At 58.0% G+C, this 22772-nt stretch carries 16 protein-coding genes; 6 read left to right on the top strand and 10 right to left on the bottom strand.

The features are described 5' to 3' along the window. Positions 1-337: 337 nt before the first annotated feature. From KI243_RS17175 to KI243_RS17165, 3 genes are all read right to left on the bottom strand, one after another. Positions 338-769: a low affinity iron permease family protein gene (locus tag KI243_RS17175; protein ID WP_177082780.1), complete on the bottom strand. Its 432-nt coding sequence runs from the start codon at positions 767-769 to the stop codon at positions 338-340. A gap of 151 nt (positions 770-920) precedes the next feature. Further along, positions 921-1397: a hemerythrin domain-containing protein gene (locus KI243_RS17170; RefSeq protein WP_212809460.1), complete on the bottom strand. Its 477-nt coding sequence runs from the start codon at positions 1395-1397 to the stop codon at positions 921-923. 787 nt (positions 1398-2184) lie between these two features. Beyond that, positions 2185-2580 carry a hypothetical protein gene (locus tag KI243_RS17165; protein WP_212809458.1) on the bottom strand — a complete coding sequence of 132 codons (396 nt, stop codon included), beginning with the start codon at positions 2578-2580 and terminating at the stop codon, positions 2185-2187. Between KI243_RS17165 and KI243_RS17160 the strand changes: the two genes are divergently transcribed. The 3 genes from KI243_RS17160 to KI243_RS17150 all read left to right on the top strand — a co-directional run bounded on the left by KI243_RS17160 (position 2566) and on the right by KI243_RS17150 (position 10766). Further along, positions 2566-9939: a DUF637 domain-containing protein gene (locus KI243_RS17160; protein WP_212809456.1), complete on the top strand. Its 7374-nt coding sequence runs from the start codon at positions 2566-2568 to the stop codon at positions 9937-9939. The genes KI243_RS17165 and KI243_RS17160 overlap by 15 nt on opposite strands. 1 nt (position 9940) lies before the next feature. Further along, positions 9941-10135, top strand: a complete 195-nt coding sequence (locus KI243_RS17155) for a hypothetical protein (RefSeq protein ID WP_177057164.1) — start codon at positions 9941-9943, stop codon at positions 10133-10135. A 409-nt stretch (positions 10136-10544) separates the two neighbouring features. Continuing rightward, positions 10545-10766 (top strand): hypothetical protein, encoded by a 222-nt coding sequence (locus tag KI243_RS17150; protein ID WP_244861728.1) that lies wholly within the window; start codon positions 10545-10547, stop codon positions 10764-10766. Between the two features lie 69 nt (positions 10767-10835). On the opposite strand, the gene KI243_RS17145 is transcribed toward KI243_RS17150, so the two are convergent. From KI243_RS17145 to KI243_RS17135, 3 genes are all read right to left on the bottom strand, one after another. After that, positions 10836-11333, bottom strand: coding sequence for a GNAT family N-acetyltransferase (locus KI243_RS17145; RefSeq protein ID WP_212809452.1), 498 nt, complete (start codon positions 11331-11333; stop codon positions 10836-10838). A 107-nt stretch (positions 11334-11440) separates the two neighbouring features. Continuing rightward, positions 11441-12898: a YncE family protein gene (locus KI243_RS17140; protein ID WP_212809450.1), complete on the bottom strand. Its 1458-nt coding sequence runs from the start codon at positions 12896-12898 to the stop codon at positions 11441-11443. 40 nt (positions 12899-12938) lie between these two features. Beyond that, a complete protein-coding gene (locus KI243_RS17135) occupies positions 12939-13376 on the bottom strand; it encodes a DUF305 domain-containing protein (RefSeq protein ID WP_177108007.1) in 438 nt (145 codons plus the stop codon). A gap of 372 nt (positions 13377-13748) precedes the next feature. On the opposite strand from KI243_RS17135, the gene KI243_RS17130 reads away from it, so the two are divergent. The 3 genes from KI243_RS17130 to KI243_RS17120 are packed head-to-tail and all read left to right on the top strand — an operon-like array spanning position 13749 to position 18576. Beyond that, positions 13749-14606 (top strand): trypsin-like serine protease, encoded by an 858-nt coding sequence (locus KI243_RS17130; RefSeq protein WP_177108006.1) that lies wholly within the window; start codon positions 13749-13751, stop codon positions 14604-14606. Continuing rightward, a complete protein-coding gene (locus KI243_RS17125) occupies positions 14585-16726 on the top strand; it encodes a S8 family serine peptidase (protein WP_212809448.1) in 2142 nt (713 codons plus the stop codon). The genes KI243_RS17130 and KI243_RS17125 overlap by 22 nt, the downstream gene beginning before the upstream one ends. A gap of 2 nt (positions 16727-16728) precedes the next feature. Continuing rightward, a complete protein-coding gene (locus tag KI243_RS17120) occupies positions 16729-18576 on the top strand; it encodes a hypothetical protein (RefSeq protein WP_212809446.1) in 1848 nt (615 codons plus the stop codon). Positions 18577-18713: 137 nt separating this feature from the next. On the opposite strand, the gene KI243_RS17115 is transcribed toward KI243_RS17120, so the two are convergent. The 4 genes from KI243_RS17115 to KI243_RS17100 form a co-directional block, all read right to left on the bottom strand. Beyond that, positions 18714-19448: an SDR family oxidoreductase gene (locus KI243_RS17115; protein WP_177108003.1), complete on the bottom strand. Its 735-nt coding sequence runs from the start codon at positions 19446-19448 to the stop codon at positions 18714-18716. A gap of 30 nt (positions 19449-19478) precedes the next feature. Continuing rightward, entirely contained in the window at positions 19479-20297 is an 819-nt protein-coding gene (locus KI243_RS17110; protein WP_212809444.1) for an ABC transporter permease, read from the bottom strand. 13 nt (positions 20298-20310) lie between these two features. Then, positions 20311-21489, bottom strand: coding sequence for an ABC transporter permease (locus KI243_RS17105; protein ID WP_244861727.1), 1179 nt, complete (start codon positions 21487-21489; stop codon positions 20311-20313). Between the two features lie 146 nt (positions 21490-21635). Next, positions 21636-22688 carry an ABC transporter substrate-binding protein gene (locus tag KI243_RS17100; RefSeq protein WP_177082763.1) on the bottom strand — a complete coding sequence of 351 codons (1053 nt, stop codon included), beginning with the start codon at positions 22686-22688 and terminating at the stop codon, positions 21636-21638. Between the last annotated feature and the right edge of the window lie 84 nt (positions 22689-22772).

Raw genomic sequence — 22772 nt, 5'->3', positions numbered from 1 at the left:
ACTTCCATGGCATGACTCCTGATTTCAAGGAGCTGCAACAGTTCGTTTCCAGGCGAAGGGTGGCAGCTGTACGCGGGCTGGAAACCGGGAAATCAGGACCCCGGCAGACCCGAAGGCCTCCCGCGCACAGCCGCCATGACAGATTAGCGGGCACAAAAAAACGCCTGCAATCGTAATCTATGGAGGCGTCGAGCGCCTGATTTCTTGCCGGGTTTCCAGGCCCGGTCGCTGAATGAGCAGCGACATCCGAAGCCTAGTGCCCAGGCTGAACAGCGACAAGGCCAGGATTATTACCGATTGTGGCGACAGAATTTCATTGGCGTAAAGCATCCTGGCGCTATGAGTCAGATGGCTTTTTTTCCGCCATTTCCTCCGCGGACGAAGAGGAAACCGGATTAGGGAGCAGCGTCTGATCCGCCTCTTCACCGGAACCGATTTCGCTGTACTCCTTGCGCAACTCACGCAGCTCGCGGTTCTCCAGTTTGTCGAGGCACAAGGCGGCGTTTTGCGCGTCCTTGGTCACTCGCAGCAGCTCATCTATCTTGATATGCAGAATGTCATTGTCACGGTTCTGGGTGTTCTGGATCAGGAAAACCATCAGAAAGGTGATGATGGTGGTCGAGGTGTTGATGATCAGCTGCCACGTATCGTTGTAGTGGAAATAGGGGCCCGTGGCGGCCCAGATGATGATCAGCACCACGGCGATCATGAAGGTCTTCGAGTTCCCCGCCCATTTTGAAAGCTGTTGGCAAAACTTGGCGAATTTCATGATGGGATTCCTTGTTGTGTGTCCAGATATGGACATCAACTCATTCGTGAAATTCTTTGTTACATCCTGCCGCGTGCGGTCATTTTCTGGCGCTTGTCCGATGGGTACCGAGAGCTCGGCACGCGGCCGGGCTCTCGGTGGGTTGCACGCATCAGGCGGCTATCTGTGCGGCATTCAGCTCTTTCTTGTGCTGCGCCTTCATGGCCTCCATCTGCTCGCCCAGGGCATCCAGGGTTTTCTTGCCCAGCAGTTTTTTCGCTTGGGGAAACATCTCGGTTTCCTCCTCTTCAATATGGTGCTCCAGCAATTCCTTGACCACCTTGGCCCGGCCGGCGAACTCGGGGCTGCTGGGGTCAGTGGTCTTGAGGTCGGGCAGTACCAGCGAGTCAACCGTACGATGCTCTTCCTTGGCTTCGTAATACATTTCATCCTGCTCTTTGCCACCGGCTTTCTTGAACGCCGGATAGAGGATTTCTTCTTCCAGGCGGGTATGGATGGAGATTTCCATTTCGAGCTTTGCTACCAGGTCCATGCGCTTTTTCAAGGCCCGGTCGGTGGACTCACTCAGTTGCGCCAGAATGGCTTTTACACGTTCGTGATCGGATTTCAGAAGGTCGATGGCGTTCATTGTTATTGCCTCTGCTGTCACGGAAGGGCACGGGCAGCTCGATGGCTGCGCCGCTGTGTTCTCCCGTTGAAGGCAGCACTACTCGTGCCAGGCCATCGGGCCGAGATTTACCTTGTTTATCAAGGGTCTGAAAAAGACGTGGATGGAAGATGTCATGCAGACTGCACGGCCTGCGTCACCAGGCATTGCAAATCAGCAAGTCGATACGCGTCTGCGGCCCTGTCCGGCGAGGAGGGCGTTTCAAGCAGGAATCCGCATCCACACGATAGCGGCCCTCTTTATAGATGTTGAAGTCATCCCGGGTGGCGGCCTGTATTCCGGGGGTTCCGGATGCTGGCGCTCTCGTCTGTGGCGTACCCATATCGTCACTTCCCTGTATGGCTTCATGAGAAGCAGTTCGTCCTTGTAAGCACGGATCGATAAGTCAGGCCCTGGATTTACTCGCGGTTTCAATAAGTGGAGGGTTGAATAACAGGCACTTTCAACTGTCTCAACAGAGCTTGTTGAGAGGGATCTTGAAATCACGTGGGTTCTTGATAGCAGTGGCTGAATGCCGTTTCAAGAATTGCTTGGACCGAGTAGTGTACACAGCTGCCATCAAGCAGTGGGTTGGAAAAGCATCCACGATTCAAATTGCATTTGAATGGGTAGTTTTATACAAAATGTTTCCATACTCCCTATTGGCCCCCGTTCTCCTGCATCTTTCGCCATGAACCTTGTCTTTCAGTCATACCGACTGGGTTGACGCTGGGATAGTGTCAAATTATATTGCGCCATCATTTTGGCATTAGCTGGATCTCGAGGGATTGAACATGTCTCCGCTCGCCTTTGGAGCGAGATTACGGCTTGTGTTGTGGTCTGTTTTTTCCTGAGTGTCGTTCAAGCTGCTTCCCTTGATAACCCTGGTATCTGCGCTCTTATTCGCGATCACCAGAATCGCTTCCTCGAAGAACAACACCGTCGTCTCGACGATAACGTCAAACAGCCAGGGCGCATAACCTGCGACTCTGGAGAGTTGTTTGCTCGCGGACAGCATAAGGCTGCCACCGTTACTTTCGCCCATTCCCGGGAAAGACCGGGCACGATCATCGAGTGTGAAGTGCCGATCTGTTTTTTCCTGGATTTCTTTCTTTAATTTTCCGCTGCATCTGATTCGAGATTTTCTGACATGGACGTTCGCCACTTCGCCTTCCTTGCGCGCCAACCTTCTGCTGCCCTGAAAACCCGCGGGCACTTCCTGGGACTGCCCAAGCGTGGCCTGGCGTTCCTGTTGGCGAACGTGATGTTCTGGCAGCCGTTGTGGGCGCAGGCGGACGGGATCGTGGTCAGCGCGCCGGGGACGACCCTGGGCCAGGCGGGCAATGGCGTGCCCATCGTCAATATCGCCGCGCCCAACGGCAGTGGCCTGTCGCACAACCAGTTCAAGGACTACAACGTTGGCGCCAACGGGGTCATCCTCAACAACTCGACGAATCGGACCGAGTCCACGCAACTGGGCGGGATCATCCTCGGCAACAGCAACCTCAACGGCCGTGCCGCCACCACCATCCTCAACGAAGTCAACGGCGGCAGCCCCAGCCAACTGCGTGGCTACACCGAAGTGGCGGGGCAGTCGGCCCATGTGATCGTCGCCAACCCCTATGGCATCAGTTGCAGCGGCTGCGGCTTTATCAACACGCCGCAGGCAACGCTCACCACCGGTAAACCGGTGATCACCAACGGCCAGGTGTCGGGTTATCAGGTCGATCAGGGCAGCGTCTCTATCGAAGGCGCCGGGCTCAACGCCAACAATATCGACCAGTTCGAAATCATCACCCGTTCGGCCCGGCTCAATGCCGAGATCCAGGCGAAGAACCTGGCGATCATTGCCGGCGCCAACGATGTCGATGCCAAGACCCTCAAGGCCACCGCCCGCACGGCCAATCCCGCCAATGCCCCGCAACTGGCGATCGATTCCTCGGCGCTGGGCGGCATGTACGCCGGGGCGATCAAGCTGGTGGGCACCGAAGCCGGTGTCGGGGTCAAGCTCGACGGCAAGATGGTCGCCAGCGGTGGCGATATCCAGCTCGATGCCAACGGCCATTTGAGCTTGGCGCAAACCACGGCGGCGGGGGCGGTTGCCGTCAAAGCCGAGAGCCTGGATGCTCAAGGTGCTGTGTACGCTGGAACCCATGCCGAGGCAACGATCAAGGGGCCGATCACCAACCAGCGTTCCATTGCTGCGCGCGACAGCGTGGTGCTGACGACCGACGGCCAGCTCAATAACCTCGGCATCATCGCCGCCGGGGTCAACGCCGATAATACCCGCAACCAGGAAGGCGACGTGTCGCTGACCGCCGGGAGTATCGACAACCGTGGGCAGAGCGTGATTGCCAGTCGTGACCTGACAGTCACCACCAGCCAGACGCTGGATAACCGCTCCGGAACGTTGACGGCGAAGAACACCCTGACCCTCACGGCCCAGGACCTGGATAACCGTGCCGGTATCGTCGCCAGCGAGGGTGAGTTGAAAGCGGTTGTCGCGGCAACGCTCGACAATCGTGAAAAAGGTACGATTGCCAGTGATGCCAAGCAGACGTTGGCGGCGGCAAGCCTGAAGAATACCGACGGTGTTATCAGCAGCAAAAACAGCCTCAAGCTGGAAGTGGCCGGCCTCGATAATCAGAGCGGGAAGATTGCTTCCGACGGTGCGCTGACCCTGAAGGGCAATAACGTCGAAAACGGCAAGGGACAAATCACCAGCCAGAGCGACATCGTTGTCACGGCAAATACCTTCAAGCAACAGGGCGGCAAGCTGGTCGGCCAGGGAAAGTTGACCCTTACGGCGGACAATATCGATAACAGCCGCGACGGCTACATGGCTTCGGCCAATGCCATGAGCCTGACTGTCTATCAGCGCCTGATCAATACCGAGAAAGGCCTGATCAGTACGCAGGAAGGCCTGACGATCAACGGCGGCGGCCTCGATAACTCGACGGGTAGCCTGATCAGTCAGACCGGTCTTTCGGTCACACTCAATGACGACCTGATCAACCAGGACGGCAGCATCATCACCCAGGCGGGAAATCTTGAAGTCGAATCGCGTCATCTCGATAACCGTGGGGGTGTGCTGGCGAGCGTGGGCGGATGGCTGAAAGCCACGCTGGGCGCCGTACTGGACAACGGTACGTCACTCAGCGGCAGCGGCGAGGAAGGCCTGATTCAGGCGCAGTCCATCAACCTCGGGGCCGAACAGCAGGTACTGAACAACGGCGGGCAAGTTTCAGCCTTGTCGGGCGATGTCGCGATTACCACCACCACCCTTGAAAACCGCAACGGCTCCTTGCTCGCCAAGCAGAGCCTGACTGTTCATTCCCAAGGCCTGGATAACAGCCGTGGGCGGGTTGCTGCTGACATTATCGACTTCGGGCTCACTGGGGCTCTTAACAACCAGACCGGTCTGGTGGAGGGCAGCAATGGCCTGTTGATTCGAGCGACGTCCATTGATAACCAGGGTGGCAAGTTGCGCTCTCTGGGCACGCTGGGTTTTGCGACGCTGACCATTGATCAACTGCTGGACAACCAGCGCGGGACCATCGAAGCCGCCAACCACGACGTCTCCCTGCGCATGGCCAGCTTCAGGAACGCTGACGGTAATGTTCGCCACGTCGGTGCTGGCACCTTCGATGTCGAGCTGGCGAAATTCAGCAATGTCGCGGGCAGCCTGATGACTTCAGGCACATTGACCGTGGATGGAGCCAACTGGGACAACAGCTCGGATATTCAGGCGGATATCCTGAATCTGAACGTTGCGCGCCTGAGCCAGACCGCCAATGGCAAACTGGTTGCAGCCCAGAACCTGATTGCCAAGGGCGGCACCTGGACCAACGCAGGCACAATCAGTAGCGACGGCGCTCTTGAGATGAAACTGGACGGAGCCTACGTCGGGAGCGCAAGCAGCCGGGTTGGTAGTGTCGGTCAATTCGACTTGAGCGCTGCCAGCATTGTGGTCTCGAGCGACTCCCGATTGACGGGTGGTGGCGCGACGACCGTGACCAGCCTCGGTACCTTGAACAATGCCGGACGCATCACCGGTGCTGGCAAGTTCTCCCTGGCGGCTGCCAGTCTGAACAACACCGGCACGCTCGGCGGTGCCGGATCCGTCGAATTGATGGCTGACGATGCGCGCAATGATCGCGGTCTGATCTTCAGCGGCGCGGACATGGCGTTGCGTTTCAAGAGCCTGACCAACTACTACGCGGACATCTATAGCCTGGGTGGGTTGAGCCTGAGCGCACGCGATGGCATTGCCCGTAGCGTGGTGCTGGAGAACATCTCCGGCACGATCGAGTCCGCCACCGATATGTCGCTGCGCAGCGACGTCCTGATCAACCGCAAGGATGTCTTCCGTACCACCGATGAGTTGGTGTCGGGATCGATCAGCGTGACCTGTCACGACTGCAGTGGTGACCACCACAACGTCGATTACGTTGCCCAGGAGTCCTACAAGAGTGTCGTGTTGGCGGATTCGGCGGCGGGTTCCATTCAGAGTGGGGGCAAGCTGAGAATCGAAGGCTCCACCGTTGCCAACCAGTACAGCGTGATGGCTTCGGGTGCCGATCTGCTGATCGTGGCGGACAGCTTCACCAACAAGGGAGCCTCGTCCGGCTCCAGCGTACGGACCCGCACCTGGAACACCGGCCGAGTGACTGACGGCACGGATGAGCGTTTCCGGGCCAACTACATCTATCCCTACAACGCCCAGCCCAACCCGAAGGTACTGCCTGTCGGGGCGCTCAACTCGTTCAATCTGATCGGCGACATCACGACCGTGACGCCAGGCGCTCCCATGGCAGCGGCGGTGCTTCAGGCCGGTGGAAATATCAGCATCCAGGCCACGCGGCAGCTGGAAAACAGCAGCATTGTGCAGTTTATGCCCCCGATGCCAGGAGCTGAAAAAACAACCGGAACGGGAGTTGTGGCTGGCGCTCGGCCGGCCGTCGTCGTGCTCAACCCGCAACTGCCGCCGGATCTGGCGCAGCAGCAGGTCAACCCGACTACCATGCCCGGTTTCACGTTGCCCAGTGGGCAGAACGGCTTGTTCCGGGTGGTCGACAGCGCTGGCGCGGCACAGGGTAGCCATGACCAGAGTCAGGCTAACGTTCAGGGTTCTGGAGCCAGCCGGGTCATCGTGGGGCCCAAGTACCTGATCGAAACCAATCCCGTGCTGACCGATCTCAAGCAGTTCATGAGTTCGGACTACCTGTTGGGCAATCTGGGCTATGACCCTGATACCAGTTGGAAGCGACTTGGCGACGGTTTGTACGAGCAGCGTCTGATTCAGCAGGCTGTGGTCGCACGTACCGGCCAACGTTTTCTCGGCGGCCAGACCACGGATGAGGGCATGTTCAAGTACCTTATGAACAACGCCATCGCCAGCAAGGATCAGTTGAATCTGTCTGTTGGTGTAACGCTGACTCCGCAGCAGGTCGCTGCGCTGACCCATGACATCGTGTGGATGGAAGACCAGATCATCAACGGTGAGCAGGTGCTGGTGCCGGTGCTGTATCTGGCCCAGGCCAATAACCGCCTGATGGCCGATGGAGCGCTGATCCAGGGCAAGGATGTCACGCTTATTTCGGGGGCCGACCTGAAGAACTCCGGGACGTTACGAGCCAGCGAAGGGCTTGGAATGATGGCGGGAGGTGATCTGGTCAACCGTCGTCTGGTTGAGGCGGGGCAGAAGCTCAGCGCGGTGGCGGGCAAAGACCTGATCAATGTGCAGGGCGGTATTCTCAAGGGTAACGACGTTGAGTTGACCACCTTGCTGGGTGATATCCGTAACGAGCGGACGGTCTCGGTCGTGGAAACCAGCGGGAAGGGATTCAGCTCGAAGACCTCGATTGTCGACAGCGCAGCCCGTATCGAGGCTGGCAATAACCTGACGGTGCACGCTGCAGGCGACTTGCTGAACGTCGGCGCCGTGATGACCGCCGGCAAGCATGCCGATTTGAGCGCGGGAAAGGACATCGTCATCTCCGCCGCTCGTGAAGAAAATGGCTCGATGCGCCAGGACAAGCGCCATTTCTGGGAACAGAGCCAGACCGTTCAACATGCCAGCGAGATCAAGGTGGGCGGTGATCTGGCGGTCACGGCCGCGAATGACCTGACCATTGTCGCCAGTCATCTGGAAGCCAAAGGGGATATCGATCTCTTGGGCAAGGACGTGACCCTCATGTCCGCAGCCAACGAGGAAGCCAGCGAATATCGCTACAAACGTAGCGGTAAGAAGGTCAGCAACGAAGAGGAGCACGTCCGGCAGCAAGCAACGACCCTCAAAGCGGGCGGCGATGTCTATATCTCTGCGTCCCACGATCTGGCGATGATCTCCAGCAAGATTGCTGCCGGGAATGAGGCTTATCTGGTCGCGGGTAATCAGTTGAGCCTGCTGGCCGAGCAGGACCGAGATTACTCCCTGCACGACATGAAGAAAAAGGGGAGTTGGGGCAGCAAGGCGACCAAGCGCGACGAGGTGACAAAAGTCACCCATGTCGGGAGTGAGATCACAACCGGTGGAGACCTGATACTCAAGAGTGGTGACGATCAGCGTTATCAGGTGGCCAAGCTCAACAGTGGACGTGACCTGATCCTGGATAGCGGTGGCGCCATCACCTTTGAAGGGGTGAAGGATCTCGAACAGGAGAGTCACGAGAAGAGCAAGAGCAGCCTGGCCTGGAACTCGATGAAGGGCAAAGGGCATACCGACGAAACCTTGCGTCAGACTCAGATGGCAGCCTCTGGCGAGATCATCATCAAGGCCGTTGATGGCCTTAAGATCGACGTCAAACAGGTCAACCAGCAATCGGTCAGCCAGACCATCGATGCCATGGTGAAGGCCGACCCACAACTCGCCTGGCTCAAAGACGCCGAGCAACGTGGCGACGTGGACTGGCGGCAAGTGAAGGAGGTGCATGACTCCTTCAAGTACAGCAACTCCAGCCTCGGCCAGGGGGCGATGCTGGCAATCATCATCATTGTGACGGTATTGACGGCAGGCGCGGCCAGCGCGGCGATCGGCTCTGCGGCGGGCGCGACCGCGGGCACGGGGGCGACTTCGGCCATGGCGGCGGCGACCACCACCGAGGCTGTTGCAGCCGGGGCTCAATACGTGGCCGCAGGCTGGGGTAATGCCATGGCCACGGCGGCCGTCACGTCGATAGCAAGTACGGGCGCAGTCAGCCTGATCAATAACAAAGGCAACCTGGGCTCGACTTTCAAGGACACTTTTAGCAGCAACAGTTTGAAAAATGCGGCCATTGGCGGCTTTACCGCCGGCGCATTGAGTTATGTCGATCATAACTGGTTCCAGGGCCCGACCTCGGCCAGCGGTAGCAGCGGTCAGGTAACCAAGGCCGGGCCTGTCCAGAACCCTGGTTACTCTGAAGAGCTGTTGAGTTGGGATAAAGCCCAGCAGACGGTGCTGCGTGGCGGTACACATGCGGTCATCAGCAGTGGGATCTCCACCGCCATCAACGGCGGCAGCCTGAAAGATAACCTTGGATCGGCCCTCGTCTCTGAAGGCTTTGACATGACGGCGGCCTACGGAAACAAAAAGATCGGTGATCTGGCTGACTACCTGAACGTGAGTCCAGGGTCTGCTCAGAAGATTCTGATGCATGCCATTTTGGGTGGTGCGCTTTCGGTCGCCAGAGGAGGGGACTTCAACACGGGCGCGTTGGCAGGGGCTGCCGCTGAAGGCCTGACGGCGATTGCCACGGAGAACCTGGGCAAGTACCTGGACTCCAGATTCGCGACTGAGGACGACTTCAAAGTCGCGACCGCGCAGGTCATTGGCATCATGGCCGCTGCTGCGGGTAATGGCGACCCTGATATCGCGTCCTGGGTGGCGGGCAATGCCGAGAGGTATAACGCCCGACTGCATCGTGAGGCTTCCGAACGGTTGGCTAGGGGCCTCGATAGCATTCATGCGGAAGGTCGATACCTTGACGTGCAACCGGAAGATGTTCTGGTTGATCTACAGAAAATCGTGGATGGCGAAAAAGACCCATCGAAGCTGAATCCGCGTGTCGTTCAGTTCCTGAACGAGTACCCTCCCGCCATGCTGCGTGACACCTTTTTCGAGCCGACCGAAAAAGAACGGTTGGCAATGCTCGGAATTGAGATTTTCTTCCCCTCTCCCGCAGGCAAGGCAAATGCTGTCAAGGGGGCCGCCACTGCTGGTGAGAAACTCACCAAGGAAGCGCTTGAACATCTTGATAAGAAGTTCGGCGAGGCTCTGGCTAATTCGGGAAGGAAGCTTGCTGAGCCGGTCTATAAGACTAACTCAGAAGCAGCACAAGCAGCAAAGGCTCTAGGCTTCAGGAAGGTTAATGAGACAGTTCATGGACAAACTGTTTTCAAAAAGGGTAATTTCTACATCACTCGAGATGTAGATGGGCATATTGGTGGGGCTTGGAAAATGGCGAAGTCTATTGAGGATCTTGCATCGAAGACTGGTCGTGCCGGCACTTTTGATGCTAGTTTGAGGAAAATTGGTGATTGAAATGGATGATGTGGAGAAAAACCCAAGTTGGGTCACTCGTGGGAAAACAATCCGTGAGTTGATTGAGGAGCTTCAGACATTTGATGATCTGGACATTCCTGTTGAAATATCTGTTGACGGTGGTGACACACAAAAACCGATAAGCCTCGTTATTCGTTCGGACGGGGTTTGTGTATTGTTGAACTGCGAAGAGTAATCTGTGTTTTGAGGCATGGAAGGAGTCTTCATCGGTTTTTTCTGAATTTTTATTGGGTAAGCTTTGGGGGGTACAGGCCTATGGAAAAAACGGCTCGTACCCTACCCGAAAGCCTGGGAGTTAAATGTCCGCCTGATGGGAATTCTTGGGAAGGGTCTGAAATACTCACCGATTTTTGATGCTTTCAGTTTTTATTGATTCGGGCACCTGGCTGCCTCCGTCTTTCATGAGTTGTTTTCGGGAGTTCGTCTGCTATCGTTAAAATATTGGGGGGGTAATCTTCTGCCTGCACAAAAAATGCTTGCACTCCTGAATCGAGAAAAGGAATTGATTGCAACAGAGTCTGATGCTAAAAATTTTTCCAGAATCCTGACGGATGATCTGCGCAAAGTACTTTCTGATACTTGATATGGTTGTCAGTCTGGATGACCAGCCACGCTACATGCTGATGGCATGGAACGCCGAGGTGGCTGAACTGGCGATCCGACCTGGTGCGTCTCACGTTCAAAACTCCAGCATGTTCGCTGAGCTCGAAGGCATAAGCATTGTTGATAATGTTTTGTTCCTTGAGGGGTATTTTGGGGACATGGCTATTGAGGTCACAACAGTTTTGGTCGAAAGGCTGACATAGAAGAACACCCGAAATGTTTGATTTCTCGAAAGTGTTCTGCGGTCATCGCGTGAGACTCGCGCACTTTGTTTAGACCGGAAGAGCGAGCCGATATTCCTCTTCCCGGTCTTTCACCGAAACACCTTCAGCCAGAAACCCACAGCGCGCCAGGACTTTTTGCGAGCCGATGTTTTCCTTGTACACCGTGGCCACCAACTGCGTCAGTTGCCAATGGGTCTGTGCCACATGGATCAGATGCTTCAGCGCCAGGGTGGCCAGGCCTTGTCCGCACGCCTGCTGATCGATCCGATAGCCGACCTCTGCCGAGCCCTTGGGTGAGTGGATGCTTTTCAGGTTCGCCCGACCGACGATTCTCGCGCTGGCGTCTTCGATGACAAAGGGATGCCAGGTCCCGGCGGCGAAACCGGACAAGTAGGATTCGATATGATCGGCGACACCCTGCAAGGAGTAAAACGAAGGGGCGCGGGGTTCAATCTGCGATTCGAACCATTCACGGTTGCGCGATTCGAATGCCAGCAAGGCTTCAACGTCCGTGCTCTCCAGTTTGCGAACGCTGAACGGTTTCACTGGATATCTCTCCCTGACTGCAAAATATCCTGGTTTTGTATCCCTCCTGATGGGGTGTCTGCAAGCGCCGAGTGCGCAGCGAGGTCCGCTGCACACTCGGGTGAGGCTTACTTCGCCTGGGTCTGGACCACGACGCCAGGCTGGTCAGGCTTGCCGGCCGCGATCACCAGGTAGCGATTCTGCTCCGGTGCATCGTTCTGCACGATCTGGCGGATAGGCCCGATTGCATTGACGATGGCCGAGCCCGCCGGGTTGCTCATAAAGGCCGCCAGGGGTTGCAAGGTGCCGCTGCCATCGGGTTTGTCGGCCAAGGCCAGCAGGTAGGGCTGCTTCGCTTCCAACCCGGTCACGGCGGCTTGCAGCACCTGCGTCAGGCCCTGGTTGAACAGCGTCACGCTGGTCGGTGCCGGATCGACCGATTTACCGGTGGCCTGCAGGGTCAGGTGGACCGCTTGCCCGGCCACGCCCAGGGGCTTGAGGTTGTCGGTGCCCGGACCCTGGGTGACCGCGTTGGGTACGTAGGCGATGGCCTGTGGTGCCTGGCCGATGGGGATGGTGGCGATGACCTGGTTGCTCAGGGTGTCGATCACCGCGAAGGCGTCGGCATTCTCCAGGCCGACGTAGACCCGGCTGCCATCACCGGACGGCCAGATGCCGTGGGGCAGGTTGCCGACGGCAATCGTCGCGACCTTCTCGAAGGTGTCGGTACGATAGACCTGCACCTGGTTCAAGCCGCCGACGGTGATATAGGCAAACGAGCCGTTGGCGTTGTTGACCAGGTTGACGTGGTTGGCGATCGGGCCGATGTCCAGGGTCTTGAGCAGCTTGAACGGCGGCGTGGCCTCGAACACCTGGGCCTTGCCCACGTCCTTCAGGGTGAACCAGACCTGCTTGCCATCGGCGGAGGCGGCGATGTTCGGGCAGAACGGACTGGCTTGCGCGACATGGCCGACGATCTTGTGGTCGGCCACGGAAATCACCACGGTTTCCGGATTGAACGAGGAGCAGACGTAGCCGTACTTGCCGTCCGGGGAAAAGATCTGCATGCCCGGGCCTGCCGGGGTCTTGATGCGGGTTTTTTCCTGGTAGGTATGGGCATCGATCACCGAGACATAGTCTTCGCCACGCACGGTCACCCAGACTTCCTTGCCGTTGGGCGTGAAGAAGGCTTCGTGGGGCGCGCGACCGACGTAGGTCTTGTGCTTGACGGTGTTGGTTTCGGTATCGATGAAGGACACCGAGTTGGTGCCGATGGACACCGCCGCCAGGGTCTTGTGATCCGGCGAGAAGCCCAGGCCATGCACCAGCACTTCACCACGGTACAGCGGGCTCAGGTTGCCCGGTTGCGGGTCGCCCAGGGCAATCACCCCGAGCAGCTTGTTGTCGACCGGATCGGTCACCGACACGGTGTTGGAAAACTGTTCCGCCGCATACAGGCGGTCCTGGTGCGAGATGGGAATGTCCTTGGCCGAGGCCTTGCCGGGAATCTGCCCGGCGAAGCTGGCGGCGCTACCAGACAACAGGGCCAGGGTCAGCAGGGTCAGGGGGAATGTTGTTATCTTCATGAAATGCATCCTTCTTTTTGTAAAGTCAGGCGTGTGTCGATCAGGGTTGGGTTGCGCTGGAAATCTGCGCGGGGATCTGTGTGGGTGCGGCGGTGGAGGGCGGTAGCGGGGCGCCGATGGCCAGTTGCATGGCGGCGATTTCCTGCTGCTGTTCGACGATGATTTCCTGGGCCAGGCGCTTGAGCTGCTCGTTGTGGCCGTACTTGAGCAGGGTCATGGCCATGTCAATGGCACCCTGATGGTGGGGACTCATCATGGCGACAAAGTCGCGGTCGATGTCGCCGGTGGGCTTGGTGTCCATGCCAGCCATCATCTTGGCCATGGCGGCATCGTTTTCGCTGAGGAAGGGCGCTTCGGCGCTGGATGGGCCGGACATTCCCGTATGGTCCTGGCCGTCGTGGGCCATGGCTGAAGACGTCACGGCAATCAGGGCAAGCATCGCGAGGTCGCGTAGCGGGTGAGGCGTGAATATCGGCATGAGCGTTTCCTGTGGTTGGACCCACAGGCAGGACGCTTGGTGAGAGGGGTTATTCCATTGGGACCGGTATTTAATTTCGCGGTGAGGCTTCAGTTGGAGAGACTGATCCGTGGGGGAATACGGGAACTACGCCGATGTGCGCCACGGCACACAGGCGTTTGTTGACTTAGATGAAAGGGCATCTATATTCATGATGTCAGGACGCAATCACAGGCCGCCGGCATGGATGGATATGGTTCTCGTAAATGTGGATTGCGTCTGAGGTGCCGTCTTCATGACCGGTGGCCTGGAGCCCTGTTCTGTGCAGCCTTTCTAACTGTTTGCGGGAGCCTGCCTGCATTTGCTGAACACGGTTCCGACCTTGTCGGTGCAGTGGATAAAGACAAACCGGTCACTTTCACACTACCGTCCCAGACACTTAAAAACGATGACATTCAGATTTTCCATGGTGCGCCGGCCCAGAAGGGAGACTGGCGCTCTATCGCGATCAGTCAAACCGACAACGCGGGCGTAAAGTCAACCTGTACCGCGACCTTTATCGGGCAGCATGTGCTGCTGACAGCCGCACATTGTGTAGTAGTAGGCGCAAATAATTTTGCCTCGCCCATTACCATTGGCCCCTTCAAATACCGATGCACTGTGGATCGGGCTTATCTGTCGACGACAATTTTGTCCAGCGTTCGTCATCCTGCGGACTATGCCCTTTGCGTTGCCGAGCCTTATTCAGGCCCGACACCGTCCGACTTCAAGCACTTGCGCTGGGATTCCCTGGATCTACGAGCGGTTGCCAGGAACGATCGATTGCTGGTCGCCGGCTTCGGTTGTGTTTCATGGACGTTTAACCCCTCTACAGGAAACATCACCGTTCATCCGGTCGAAAAAAAGCTGGTCGTCGGTGATTTCAAGGTGGCCGATCTGGAGGAGGACTCATTCTCCAGTGAGTCGGATGGTAAGACCCAGAGCGCGTTGTGTTCTGGTGATTCCGGCGGACCCGCGTTCAATGGCGTGAGTGTCATGAACCCGGATGGTGCGCGCACCATCCGCGGTATTGCCTCTAGAAAAGTCGTAGAAGATAACAAAGTGGTCTCGCATTTCGCGTCGCTGTCGACATCCCGTTTTCGTCGGTTCCTGACGTGCTGGAAAGGGGACAATCCGGATGCGTATCTGATGATTCAGACGTCTGACGGAAAACCTCTGGAGGGCCAGGCATGCGCTGCCGGCACTTGGTGACAGCCCTCTATACCTTGATGATGCTAACTGTTTCGTCAGGGACTCAAGCGAATTCACCGTCAGTCGATCCGGCAGAAGCCTCCTCGACGTTTCGGGCAACCCGTCTGGAGTTGCCTGAAGCGCTGATCAACTATGTCGCGACTCATGCCCAACCCAGGCAACTGGATCGCGCGACCTACCCGGCTGCCCACCACGTCAGCGCACAGAGCATCATTGAGATGATTTGTGGCAAAAGTCAGGCCGAATATGAGGCTGTCTGGCGAAAGCAGAATCACTTGGCGAATACGTTCGACATGAGCAGGCCTATTGGGGAGAAAGTGTATGGGCTGAGCTGGCCTGCTTGTTTCTACATCAGTGAAGGGGCAGGTGAATTCACCGTCAAGCCTGACCTTCCTCTCGGCAAGACGTTTCTCGAACAGACAGGCCGGGCAGGTACTGAGGCCGAAATGCGAGAATATTTCCAACTGAGCAACGTGAATGACGTAAAGCCGGGGCGCAAAGTGCCCTTGTCGTTCGCTACTCAGCCCGTGACATTCACCCCCACGGTCGATAAGGCTGTTTTCGACCTTAAGGTTGCTGCTCTGGCGGTCAAGCCAAACGGAGTCACAAAGACGGCCGCATTGATGGTCGGCGCTAAACCCCAGGTTTTCGATGAGATCGTTACGGCTGTGAATGATTCAGGGGAAACGCCCCCTGATTGTCTTGGGAATTTCTCCGCGCCTTTCGATGCTGCTCGTATTCGCCACGTGCTATCGATGTTGCGCCGGGACTACAAAAGTACCCGGAAAGAGGTGACGGTCATGGTTCTGGACAACGGCTTCAGCGCCGCGCACATGGAGCACGGCCAACTCTCCTTCGCCAGCAAATTTCCCAAGCAGCTATTCAAATTAAGCAGCAAGCCTGGACAGGAAGAGGCTCTGGAAAGCCCTGTGTTCATTTCCGATAGCGTATCCCTGGAGCCGTTGATCAGCTTGGATACGGTTCAAGAGCCGCGCTACATCGCGGGACACGGTACGCACGTGGTTGGAACCATCATGGGCGGACAATGGATGGATCCGGCGCTTTCACTTTTTGCAGTCGATGACGAACAAAGCTGGCTTCACCTGCGAATTATTCCCTTGTCCGCCGGCAGGAAACGGATTTCCCGCATGGCTGTTAACGAGGCCATGCTTCGGGTGGGGCTGAGTCGTCCTGAGATAGTCAACATGAGTGTTCGTTACGGATTGGGCCTGGACTTGAAACTGACACGAGTCATTACCGATAACCCGGACATTCTGTTTATTGTGGCTGCGGGTAACGATGCCCGTGACGTTATCGGGAGGCGGGGCAATGAACGCACACTCATGCCCGCCAGCTTGGGTGGAAATAGCAACGAGAACGTGATTTCCGTGGCCGCCGAGAATGGTAGCGGCTACCTGACCCCATTCAGCAACTACAGCGCCACACGGGTCGATATCGCTGCTCTGGGCTGTAATGTTGCCTCCTGGCTGGACGGTGAACAGGTGGACCTGCTCAGTGGCACATCGCAGGCAACCGGCATGGTGAGTTTTGTCGCGACCTTGTTGGCGCGTTACGGACTGGACGCAATCAGCATAAAGCGTCGTTTGCTCACCAGCGGAGACATTCTTGAAGGAATGCTCTCGCTCAATCAGGGAAAACTGCAAGCGCTCGGCATGAGTGACAAGCAATCCTTGCAGATCTATTCGCGGTCCCGGATCAATATCGAAAAGTCGCTGCTGTTTCATAAAGACTATGTGCGCATCCTGGCCAAGGACAGCGACAAGGTTGGTTCACCGCGCAGAATGGTGGAGCTGTTAGGCAACCTGCAAGTACAGGGCGCCATCGAATGCAGTGCTCCAACGGATGGGCAGCATGTGTTCGCGCTCAAACGCAGTGCTTCGGGAGGGCTCTGGTGCTTCCCCCACGATGAACTCAAACCTTACTTGGCATCACCCGGTGATGACTTCCAGATGGTTCTCGAAATCCAGGATGAACTCACTTCGGCGACTGGCGAAGCACCTGTTTACGTGAAGGGACAAACTGTTGCGGTCGCACTTGATGAGCTGCAGGAGTTCATTCGCTCGGATACATACATGCAAGAGATCCAGGGGGAACAATAATAATGCGCCATCTCAGTACTGTCATAGCTGTTGCGGCATGCATCGTGACCGCCGGTTGCACTACGTTTCTTCAATCGCGCAAACCCGCCGAGACGGGTATCACGCAAGGTGCGATCTATCACTTGCCTGAGCTTCATTACGATGTCGAGGTCAAGCGTACCCTGACCCGATGTCCTGAACTTCCGGATCAGCACCATCCCCAGCCGGCCGGGAAGATCGAGTTTCAGGTCAGTGCGACGGCTACACCACGCACCGTCGCCGGTCCGGAAGTGGTGATCGATTATGAGTCACTCTCGGCGTTCACCAAAACCACCGATTTCAGCCTGGAGCGATATCCCAGCGGTATTCTCAAGTCGTTCAACGCTACGGTGGATGATCGGACAGCCGATGTCGCCCAGCAAGCATTCAAGGCCATCGTCAGTGTGGGCAAGATTGCGATTGGTTTGCCGAATTTTAGCGGGGTATCGGAAGGCGGGGCCCCTACTTATTATTTCCTGGCATGCAGTGCTGAGGCCAGAGACACACTGGGGGCTATACCGGATCTGCGTAAATCCGTCAGAAGTCAGGACGCCGAGCTGAAAAAGGCAACTAAAGCGCTTGCCGATTTCGAGGCGGCCCACCCCGAGTCGCCACGAGAGGCCGGCGTGGAGGCACAGGCAGCGGCATATAGACGCAGCAAGTTGCAAGCCCAGGAGGCCCTGGAAGCTGCAAACGAAGAGCTTGCCAAGAGCCTGAGCGAGATCACCGTTATATCCCGGTTCACCTATGTCCCGGGACAGAGTTCGCCCGGTCAGAACGTTTTGGCCTCTCAGCGCAAGGCGAGGTTTCAGGCATGTGCAGGACAACCCAAAAGTCCGCCACCGGTCGAGCCAGAGGTCAACGGTATCTATAGCAGCCTTGCGGATGAGGTCGTGGGGACGACGTCACCTGAGTCGATTGTGCAATTACGCGCCCTCCACATCGATAAAAATCAGAACGGTCGCTGGTTGATTCACACCCTGGGTCCTGATCTGATGCTCGATTGTGATGATTCAATCGTAAGCAAGGCACGCTGGAGTGATGCCAACGGGAAACCGAAGAGTGAAGATGTCGAAGATGCCATCGCCAGTGCCAGGGCGACCTGGGCGGCAGGCTATGGAAATGCTCTGAAGGAGATCGAGGAGACCACCAAGCGTCTACAAGTGACCGGAGTTCTTGTAACGACTCATTCACTGTCTCCTGCGCATACATCGATCATTCCCGGGGCTAGTGAGCAGTGCGTTGCCACGGGGGATCGGCAATGCGGAATTCTCTATAGGACCAAGATGCCGGGTCGGTTACGCATCTGTCGCTTCATCTCGGAAGGGGAAGATATTGCCAACCCTGAGCAATGTCATGGCCTGAGTAGCAGTGATCCCGCGGTGTTGTTTACTGATGAGCGTTCTATTCCACAGTTGGGGCATCTGGCGTCGTTGGGCTTGCGTAATGGTCCCTTCACCAACAACGAGCTTTCGGCGTCGTTCAGCGAGGACGGTACCTTGATTAAAATGGGGTACAAAAAACCGCGTGCCGAAGCGGTTGCTCTCGGTGAAACAATCAATGCCGGAATCGACTCATTGACTGCACTGAAGCTCTATTCGAATGGAAAAGAGCTGCGGGATCTGGGGGATCAAAAGGCACTCAACGATGCGCAGGTTGCTCTGCTCAACTCACAGAAAGCCCTTGTGCAGCCAAGAGAAATAACCTCGCTTGAAAACCAGGCCGGTCTGGTCAAGGCACAAAGTGCGTTGATTGATGCACAGATTCAATTGCGCAAGAAACAGGCGGAATTGGATGCTCTGAACGAATCAGTCGTGGATGATGGGTCATAGGGGAACCACCATCCTTCGCCTACGCCCGCGTTAAAGGCAGTATTGGCGGCGGCATCATTACCTGGGCCGACCACAGTCACTTGTTGAGCCAATACGAATCCATCAAGCGCCGCGGCAAGCACCAGGCCCACCGAAGACTAGGACCGGGGAGTCAACAATCCTGCCGTCTCCCCACCGTCCACGGTGAGTGTCGTGCCGTTCACGTAGCTGGAAGCGGGTGACAGCAGCCAGTAGATGGCCTCGGCCACCTCTTGCGGACTGGCGAGGCGCCCCTCGGGGATTCGGGCTGTCAGGGCGGCCAGCCGCGGGGCGTCGTTGACCACCTTGTCCATCATGCGGGTGGCGATCTGGCCCGGGCAGACGGCGTTGAAGCGTACCTGCCCGCCATATTCCAGGGCCAGGGCCTGGGTCAGCCCGAGGAGGGCGGCCTTGCTCGCACAGTAGGTGGCCAACCCTTGTTCGCCGGTCTTGCCGGCGATCGAGGAAACGTTCACCACCGCGCCTTTGCCTGCTATCAGCCCCGGCAGCGCATGCTTGGTGTAGAAGAATACCGAACGGGTGTTGACCGCGAACAGCGTGTCCCACTCCTGCTGCGTGGTTTCGACAAAGGCCTTGCGTCCGGACATGCCGGCATTGTTGACCAGCCCGGAGAGCTTTCCGTCACTCAGTTGCAGGGCGGTGGCGACGACGTTCTGGCAATCGCTTTCGCTCAGCACATCCCCGGCCACGAAGGTACAGCCGGGCAGGCTGGCGGCCAGTTGCTCGCCGGATGCCTGGTCGCGCCCGCTGAAGACCACCGGATGGCCGAGGCCGGCGAGTTTGGCCACGGTCGCGGCGCCGATGCCTTGGGTCCCGCCTGTGACGATATACATAGGGTTGCTCCTGTTCTGGATGGGGCTGGGTTACGCCGCCGGTTGTTTGAGGGTTCTGCTCGAACGCAGGGAAAGCCAGGTGGTGGTCAGCAAACCTGCGAGGCCGACTACCAGCAGGAACGATGACATCGCGACAATCGACGGATCGATGGTGTCACGAATGCCGTCGAACATCTGCCGTGGCAAGGTGCGTTGGCCGGGGCCGCCGATAAACAGCACGACGACGATTTCATCGAACGAGGTCATGAAGGCGAAGAGGGCGCCGGAGACCACGCCGGGGGCAATGATCGGCAAGGCGATGGTGACGAACGCCCGAACCGGCGCCGCGCCCGACATCGCCGCCGCGCGCAGCAGGCTCATGTCCAGGCCCTGCAGGCTGGCGGCGACGTTGATCAGGACAAAGGGCGTGGCGAGCACGGTATGGGCGAGGATCATTCCGCTGAGGGTGCCGGTCAGGCCCAGTTGGCCGAACAGGAAGTACATGCCCAGGCCGGAAATCACCGGTGGAATGATCATGGGGGAAATCAGCAGCACCAGCAGGTTGGTCGCGCCCGGCAGGTTGCGACGGGCGAACGCGAGCGCAGCCAATGTCCCCAGCAGGGTCGCCAGCGCGGTCGCGGCGACTCCGACGACCAGGCTGTTGCGCAGCGCCTGCATCCACGGTCCGGCACTGAAGACTTTTTCGTACCAGCGCAGGGACAGGCCCGGCAGCGGATAAGACAGGAACGTGCCGCTGCTGAAGGAAATGGGCACCACCGCCAGCAAGGGCATGATCATGAACACGATCATGGCGATGCCGAAGAGGCGCAGCAGGTTGCGGCTGATGAAACAGAGGGTGAAATGATTCATGGACGTTCCCCGATTACCTGATCCCGGCGATCTGGCGGATACCCACCAGTCGGGCCGCGAGCAGATAGATAGCCATTACACAGAGTATCAACACCAGGCCCAGCGCCGAGGCCATCCCCCAGTTCACGGTGGTGTTGGTATAGAAGGCGATGAAGTAGCCCAGCATCTGTTCGCGCGCGCTGCCGACCAGGGTCGGCGTGACGTAGTAGCCCGCCGCGACGATAAAGGTCAGCAGGGTGCCGGAGCCGATTCCGGTCAGCGTCATGGGCAGGTAGACGTGGAAGAAGCCCCGCACCGGATGAGCCCCCAGGGAGCCCGAGGCGCGCATGTAGTGCGCCGGAATGCCTTTCATCACGCTGTACAGCGGCAGTACGGTGAAGGGCAGCAGGATATGCACCATCACGATGTAGACCCCCAGCGCGTCGAAGATCATCGGTAGCGGATGATCGATCAGGCCCAGGTTCATCAGGAAGGTGTTGACGATGCCTTTCTCTTGCAGCACCACAATCCAGGCGGTGGTCCTGGCCAGCAGGGACGTCCAGAACGGCAGCATGACCGCCAGGATCAGCACCATCTGGAAGGGCCGCGATGCCTTGACCAGCAGCACGGCAAATGGAAACCCCAGCACCAGGCACAACAGCGAGACCACGAAGGCGATCTTCAGTGTCTTGAAGGTGAGGTCCAGGTACACCCGCTTGTCCGGCTCGACCCGCTGGATACCGTGGGCGGTGCGCTCCAGATCCAGGGCGCTGAGCAAGTAGTAGGCGGTATAGGCCGGGGAGGCCCGTTCGAAGGCATCCCACAGTTCGGGCGTGGCCCAACGCGGGTCGATGGCGGTCAGGCGGGCACGTGCGGAGTCGCCGGCGACGGGCTGTTGATTGGCCGGCCACTGGTAGCGGCGGGCGGTGGTGGTGATGAGAAAACGATAACCGCTGTTTTCGTAGTTCATGCGCCGGGCGGCTTCGCCGACCGCACCCAGGTTCTCGACATGGACAAGATCCTGTTCCAGGGCCGCAAACACGGCGTCACCGGGTACGCTCAGGGGGTCGCTGCGTTTTTCCTGGTCCAGCGCCTGTACGGTCCGGGGAAAGGCCTGGACCATCTCGGGATTGCTGACCGCGCGATAGAGCATCATCCCGATGGGCAGGACAAAGAACACCGCGGTGTAGATCAGTAGGGGTAAAAGCAGCATCACGGAAACCAGTCGTTTTTGCCGACTCGACTTCTGATGCGCGCTTGCAAGTGAATCCAGCGCCATGGCGGACATATCGACAGACCTCGAAATTCTCTGTCGGCGGCTTCGTCACGCACGAAGCCGCCGTTCAAGCAGGGGGTGACTTACTTCGCCGCCCAGTTGGTGAAGCGGGCCATCAGGTCTTCTTCGTAATTGACCCAGAACGGGGTATTGAGCAACAACGCGTGTTCCAGGTTGGCCGGGGCGGTGGGCAGGCTGCCCAGGGTCTGCTTGTCCAGTGCCGCCTGGGCCTTGTCGTTGACGATGCCGTACGGAATGGCCTGGGCAAAGGCGCCCTGCGCCTTGGGACTGAGCATGTAGTCGAGTATCGAGTAGCTCTCCTTGAGGTTGGGCGTGCCCTTGATGATCGTCCAGTAATCCATGCTGTAGAGCTGCTGGTTCCAGATCAGCGGGAAGTGCGCGCCCTGCTGGTTGGCGATGGCGATCCGGCCGTTGTAGGCGGCGGTCACCGCGACACTGCCGGATGACAGCCATTCAAGCGGCTGGGCGCCGGTTTCCCACCATTGGATGTAGGGCTTGATCTCATCCAGCTTGGCGAATGCGCGATCCTGCCCGGCCTTGGTGGCCAGTACGCTGTAGACCTCGGCAGGCTTGACGCCATCGGCCATCAGGGCGATTTCCAGGGTCATCCGTGCCTGTTTGCGCAGGCCACGCTTGCCTGGCCATTTCTTCACGTTCCAGAAATCCGCCCAGGTTTGCGGACCGTCGCTGGCGAATTTCCGGTTGTCATAGGTCATGACTTCCGACCAGACGATAGCGCCCACGCCGCAGGGCGCGAACTTGTCCGGCGGGATATCCGCCGCGCTGCTCAGCTTGCTCTGGTCGAGGGGCTCCAGCAGGCCTTGCTCACAGGCCAGGGCCATCTCGTTTTCGTCCATCTGCACCACGTCCCACGTCGGGTTGCCGGCCTGGACCATGGCTTTCTGTTTGGCGATGCCGCCGTCGTAGGTGTCCTGCACCACAGGCTTGCCGCTTTGCGCGGCATAGGGCTTGAAATAGGCCTTGTCGAAGGCTTCCTGGGTGGCACCGCCGAATCCCACCACCGTCAGGTCGCGGGCCAGGGTGGCCTCGCTGGTGAGAAAGGTCGCGGCGCAAATCGAACATACAAGGACGGTACGGCTGAATATCGAGGACATGTCTGTCCCTCCTGCTGTTTGAGGATGTAAGGGATTAGCCAGGTTCAAACGGGGCAGTAGCGAACTAAACGGTGTCGGAAGTGG

Origin of the sequence: Pseudomonas sp. Ost2 (assembly GCF_018326065.1) — a bacterium.
In the GTDB taxonomy this organism is placed as follows: Bacteria; Pseudomonadota; Gammaproteobacteria; order Pseudomonadales; family Pseudomonadaceae; genus Aquipseudomonas; species Aquipseudomonas gingeri.
The sequence above is the reverse complement of the archived record's forward strand: the minus strand, read 5'-3'. Positions and strand labels throughout refer to the sequence as shown.